This is a genomic window from Pseudoflavonifractor capillosus (assembly GCF_016902575.1).
In the GTDB taxonomy this organism is placed as follows: Bacteria; Bacillota; Clostridia; order Oscillospirales; family Oscillospiraceae; genus Enterenecus; species Enterenecus capillosus_A.
This window is the reverse complement of sequence record NZ_JACSNZ010000070.1, coordinates 1-5,838: the sequence shown is the minus strand read 5'-3', so window position 1 is coordinate 5,838 and position 5,838 is coordinate 1. Positions and strand designations below refer to the sequence as shown.

Sequence of the window (5,838 nt, the reverse complement as noted above, 5' to 3'; positions counted from 1 at the left end):
ATTTCAATTTATTTTCCCGCCTGGGGGCGGGAAAACTCTGCCGAGGGCTTTTCTCCATGCAAGATGGTCAAGACTTCTTGCATGACTTTTACGTTTTTCCACAGTCTGACGGGGCCTCTCCTGCACAGGGGATGCCCCGTCTTTTTGTGCTCCGCTCTTGACTTTTTGACCTTCTGCCCATAAAATACATAGTTACGATACCTTTATAATTTGAAAAAGGAATGAGAGTTTTATGGCACAAGATAAAACCAAGCAGGTCAGCCAGATCACCGATATGGAGGCCGACTTTGCCCAGTGGTTCACCGACGTGTGCACCAAAGCAGAACTGATTGACTATTCTTCCATCAAGGGCATGTTCATCCTGCGTCCCTATGGCTACGCCATTTGGGAGAACTTCCAGAAGATCCTGGATGAGAAGTTCAAGGAGACCGGCCACGAGAATGTATATCTGCCCATGCTCATCCCCGAGTCCCTGCTCCAGAAGGAGAAGGATCACGTGGAGGGCTTTGCCCCCGAGTGCGCCTGGGTCACCTTCGGCGGCAGCGAGGAGCTGGAGGAGCGCTACTGCATCCGCCCCACCTCCGAGACCCTGTTCTGTGAGCACTACTCCCACATCATCCACTCCCACCGGGATCTGCCCAAGCTGTACAACCAGTGGTGCTCCGTGCTGCGCTGGGAGAAGACCAGCCGTCCCTTCCTGCGCCACCGGGAATTTTTGTGGCAGGAGGGCCACACCATGCACGCCACCGCTGAGGAGGCCATTGAAGAGACCGAGCGTATGTTCAACATCTACGCCGACTTCTGCGAGAACTACCTGGCCATGCCCGTGGTGAAGGGCCGCAAGACCGACAAGGAGAAGTTCTCCGGCGCCGAGGCCACCTACACCGTGGAGTGCATGATGCACGACAAGAAGGCCCTCCAGGCCGGCACCTCCCACTACTTCGGCGACGGCTTCGCCCGTGCCTTCGGCGTGAGCTTTGCCGGCAAGGACAACCAGCTGCACACCCCCTTTGAGACCTCCTGGGGCGTGTCCACCCGTCTCATCGGCGGCGTCATCATGACCCACGGCGACAACAACGGTCTGGTGCTGCCCCCCCGCATCGCCCCCACCCAGGTCATCGTCATCCCCGTGGCTCAGCACAAGGACGGTGTCATTGAGGCCAACCAGGCTGTGGCTGACCGCCTGAAGGCCGCCGGCATCCGGGTAAAGATGGACGCCTCCGAGCAGTCCCCCGGCTGGAAGTTTGCCGAGTACGAGATGAAGGGTGTGCCCCTGCGCCTGGAGCTGGGCCCCAAGGACATGGAGAAGAACCAGTGCGTGTTGGCCCGCCGGGACAGCGGCGAGAAGGTGTTTGTCTCCCTGGACAACATCGAGGAGACGGTAAAAGAGCTGCTGGAGGAGATTCAGAACAGCCTGTTTGCTCGTGCCAAGCGCAACCTGGACGAGAACACCTATCCCTGCTCCACCCTGGAGGAGGTCAAGGAGAAGATGGCCACCCAGGGCGGCTTTGCCAAGACCATGTGGTGCGGCGACGAGGAATGCGAGCTGAAGATGAAGGAAGTGGCCGGTGTGTCCTCCCGCTGCATCCCTCTGGAGCAGGAGCACCTGGGCGACGTGTGCCCCGTGTGCGGCAAGCCCGCCAAGCATATGGTGTACTGGGGCGTAGCATACTAAGTTTATCCAATGAAAAAGGGTCTGTTGCAAAACGGAACGTTTGCAACAGACCCTTTCTTTTATCTCAGTTCATCGGGAGAGAAGGACGTGGCGGGCAGCACATCGCTGAGCCCCACCAAAACCCTGTCCAGTCCGTTGTCCCCCCACTCATGCACCGGACTTTCCAGACGGCGAGTGGGCATTCCCTCCCGCAGGGGGATCACCGCCACCATATTCACACCACGCCCCGGCTTGCTGCCTGCCATGAGCAGACCGCCGTGGAGCTGGGCGATCTGCTGAGCCAGGGCAACGCCCAAACCTCCGTCCTCCTGAGGCGGCTGCTGGAACAGGGCGGAAAGCTGCTGGGCATCCAGACCCGGCCCCTGGTCGGACACGGTGATGCGCACCGACTGAGCACCCGGCTGCACTGACAGCTTCACGGGGCTGCCCGTCTTGGCGGCGTTGGACACCAGCTCCAGCACCAGCTGCTCCAGCAGAGCCCCGTCCGCCACCCCCAAAAGCCCGGGCGCCACCTCATGGGTCATGGAGATCCCAGCACCTGCCAGCACCCCCTCCAGGCGACGAGCCAAATCCTCTCCCCACCGGGTGATGTCCACAGGTGTCACATGCAGGCGCACCTCATCCTCGTCGGTAAGCCGCTGAGCCAGCTCCAACCGCCCCACCAGGCGCAGCATCCGGCACACGCTTTGGTTGATGGTGCTCAGATACGCACGGCTCTTCTCATCGGTGGCATACCGCTCCAGCAGCTGGCCGGCAGCAGTCATCTGGGCCAGCTGCACCCGCAGCTGCGCCATTTGCCCCTCCAGGCCGCTGTCCAACATCCATCGTTCCAATCCTCACGCCTCCCTTGCCCCTTATCCTATGCCAAGAGGCCAATTTTCTCTCTGGAAAAATCAGGGCTTTTCTTTACGACCCATTATACCAGATTTCGACGTGGGCAACAAGCACTTCAGAAAATTTTTCCTGGAAATTCCAAATCCGTGGCAGAGGAGCTCTCCGCCACGGATTTGTCTGGTTATTCAGCGTCCAACTGGGCAGCTACCTGGGCCATGGGGTTGGGCTGGTAGCCCTCCACGGTGCCCTGGTCCATGGAGTTGGCCAGAGCGGAGTCCAGGGGCAGCTTGGCCAGCACGGGCAGGTGCAGCTCAGCGCCCAGCTGGTCAATGGTACTCTCACCAAAGATGGGGTGCTCACCGCCGCAGTCGGGGCAGCGGAAAAAGCTGTAATTCTCCACCAGACCCAGCACGGGCACCTTCATCATCTCGGCCATGCGCACGGCCTTGGTGACGATCATCCCCACCAGGGTCTGGGGAGCGGTGACCACCACCACCCCGTCCACGGGCAGGGACTGGAACACGGTCAGGGGCACATCGCCGGTTCCGGGAGGCATATCCACAAACAGGTAGTCCAGCTCCCCCCACACCACGTCAGTCCAGAACTGCTCCACAGCACCGGCAATGACGGGGCCACGCCAGATCACGGGGTCAGTCTCGTTGTCGGTGAGCAGGTTCAGGCTCATCATCTTGATGCCGCCGGCGGTTTCCACCGGCAGGATGCCGTCATCGGTGCCTCTGGCATGCTGGTGGATGCCGAAGGCTCGGGGGATGGAGGGGCCGGTGATATCCGCATCCAGGATGCCCACCTTCTTGCCCCGGGCGGCCATGGCGGCGGCCAGAGAGCAGGTGACGGTGGACTTGCCCACGCCGCCCTTGCCGCTGACCACTGCGATCACCTTCTTGATATGAGAGTGGGCGTTGCAGGGCTTGCGGAAGTCGTGGGGCTGCTGACGCTCGCCGCAGCCTGCGCTGCAGCTGGAGCAGTCATGGGTACATTCACTCATGGAAACATCTCCTTTAGAGTCTGCCCAAAGGGCAGACTTTTCCTCATGTTCAAAGTAGCTCGGTTATTTTACCACAGTTTTTGCCCCGTTACAACGGGGTACTCCATAAACCGGCGAAACCAGGCTTGCCAGCCAAGGTTAGCTCCGCAGGGTGACTTTCTGCCGCCAGAAAGTCACCAAAGACCGCCAAAGGCGGGGCCTTCCCCCGCCTTTGGAATCCTCCCCGCCGGTACGGGGCTGCATCTGCGCCTTCCTCTTCTCGGCCCTGTTCTTGGTTCATGTCACATAGATAGCATGGACATTGTATGGACAGTGCCTACTCCTCTGGTAGTTGGTACTTCTTTTGACAGGGCCTTATCCTGGTGTGCCGCTGTTCCCAGCTATCGAGAGCCTGGCTCCCGGCGGCGGGAACGCCGCTTCTCCATGGTAGGCCCGGACGTGAAAAACACCCAGCCATAGGGCCAGTTGCCAAGGTGGCCTGGTGTGGTGGCACAAACAGGAGCCACAGCAAGGGTCACGGGCCGAACTGAGACTTGACGCACTTGCAGCCTCGTACCCCAGGGAGGTCCTTAGGGGGGAACGCCCTAAGTGGCTTTTCGCCCATTTTGGCCAGTCAAAATGGGCCCCAGCGGAGCGTCCCCACCAGGGGCGCTGGTTTCTGCTTGAGAAATGGTCAAGGCAGAAATTATCCGATAAACTCGTGGAGCAGCGACTCTTTGGGCACCAGACCCGGCTCGATGGTCTCAAAGGCATCAAAGGCCCGCACCAACTCCAACAGCTCGTGACGGCGCTGGTTCTCCTCTGGCACCGCCGCCATGAGGGGGCGGGCGTAGCAGGCCATCACCGACACCTCGTAGGGCAGAGACGAGTCAAAGAGCATGTGGGCGGTGTGCTTATAGGGGGAGATGTACAACTTTTCCCCCCGGCGCACGTTGTCCCACATGTCCAGGGTACCCACAATGTCGGTGCCCCGGAAGTTGAAGTCCCGCACGGCCCGGCGGGTCAGGCGCATCCAGGTGCCCTTAAAGCGCAGCACATCCCCCTCCATCACATTGCTGCGGGCGGAAATGTACAGCCGGGTGGCGTTGGGGTGTCCGGCGGTGAGCTTGGTGTTCAAAGCGTGAATGCCCTCAAAGATGGCCACCTCATCCTTGCCCAGCTTCAGCGGTCTGGCCTTGCTGTCATTGCGCATCTGGCGGGCAAACTCGAAGTGGGGCACCAAGATCTCCTCACCCCGGGTGAGTTGGGCAAAGTGCTGGCTGAGCAGCTGCAAGTCCATCATCTCCGGGGACTCGTAGTCGATCTCCCCCTGGGGAGTGCGGGGAGCGGTTTTCGGGTCCCGGCGGACAAAGTAGTCGTCCATGGAAATGGTGTGGGTGCCCACCCCCCGCCGCCGCAGCTCAGCGGTGATTTTATGGGCCGTGGTGGTCTTTCCCGACCCGGAGGGGCCGGAGAGGAGCACCACCGGGCTCAGCTTCATATTCTGGCAGATCAAATCCGCCGCCTGTCCCACTTTTTTCTGGTATTCATGGTCACATTGCTCCATAAAGCCCACTTTATCCGTCCGGACTGCCCGGTTGATGTTGTCCAGTTGATAGGCCATGGTATGTTCCTCCTATGCTATGCCCGTTTGAATTGCTTTTCCAGCTCGCCCCGGGTCAGCTCAATGGCTACGGGCCGCCCGTGGGGGCAGTATTTCACCTCTCCCGCCATCACCAGCTGGGCCACCCGCTCCAGCTCCTGGAGGTCGTTGCGCTGGCCTCCCTTGATGGCGGCCTTGCAGGCCATGGTGTGCATCACCTCGTCCCGGGCGGCGTTGGGATCGGCCCAGCCGGTGAGACGCAGTTTTTTGGCCAGCTCCAGCAGGGTCTGCTCCACCTCTCCCGTCTCCAGGTAGTCGGGCACCGTCCGCACCGCAATGCTTCCGCTGCCGAACTCCTCCAGCTGGAACCCGAACCCCTCCAGCACCTCCTGTCCGTCCAGCAGCACCTGCCGCTCCTCGGGGCCGGGGGTCAATGTGATGGGGATGAGCAGTTCCTGCACCATGGGCCGGTAGTCCTGGGCCTTGAGTCGGTCAAAATTCACCCGCTCGTGGGCGGCGTGCTTGTCAATGAGAATGGCTTTGTCCCCCTGCTCCACCACAATGTAGGTGTGGAACAGCTCGCCCCGCACCACCCATGGCTCCTGGGGCGGCTCCGGGGTGACCTCCGGCTCTGGCTCCACCACGGGAGCAGGGACTTTCTCCACCACAGGGGCGAGCTTCTCCTCCTCCACTGGCTCCACCACCACCGGGGTGGGCTGGGGAGCGGGGGTTGGCTTCTCC

Annotated in this window: 5 protein-coding genes; 1 reads left to right on the top strand and 4 read right to left on the bottom strand. The window is 61.0% G+C overall.

The window, feature by feature from the left end; all coding sequences use genetic code 11:
- Positions 1 to 232: 232 nt before the first annotated feature.
- On the top strand, positions 233 to 1,675 hold the full coding sequence (gene proS, locus H9X86_RS11460) for a proline--tRNA ligase (RefSeq protein WP_204901652.1): 1,443 nt from the start codon (positions 233 to 235) through the stop codon (positions 1,673 to 1,675).
- Positions 1,676 to 1,734: 59 nt separating this feature from the next.
- Here the strand turns inward: proS and H9X86_RS11455 are convergent, their stop codons facing one another.
- The 4 genes from H9X86_RS11455 to H9X86_RS11440 all read right to left on the bottom strand — a co-directional run.
- Positions 1,735 to 2,508 (bottom strand): sensor histidine kinase, encoded by a 774-nt coding sequence (locus tag H9X86_RS11455; protein WP_204901651.1) that lies wholly within the window; start codon positions 2,506 to 2,508, stop codon positions 1,735 to 1,737.
- Positions 2,509 to 2,690: 182 nt separating this feature from the next.
- Positions 2,691 to 3,515 carry an Mrp/NBP35 family ATP-binding protein gene (locus H9X86_RS11450; RefSeq protein ID WP_204901650.1) on the bottom strand — a complete coding sequence of 275 codons (825 nt, stop codon included), beginning with the start codon at positions 3,513 to 3,515 and terminating at the stop codon, positions 2,691 to 2,693.
- 685 nt (positions 3,516 to 4,200) lie between these two features.
- Positions 4,201 to 5,118, bottom strand: a complete 918-nt coding sequence (locus H9X86_RS11445; RefSeq protein WP_204901649.1) for a uridine kinase family protein — start codon at positions 5,116 to 5,118, stop codon at positions 4,201 to 4,203.
- A gap of 17 nt (positions 5,119 to 5,135) precedes the next feature.
- Positions 5,136 to 5,838, bottom strand: a 703-nt coding sequence (locus tag H9X86_RS11440; protein WP_510186725.1) for a DNA mismatch repair MutL family protein, incomplete at its 5' end; no start/stop codon positions are given.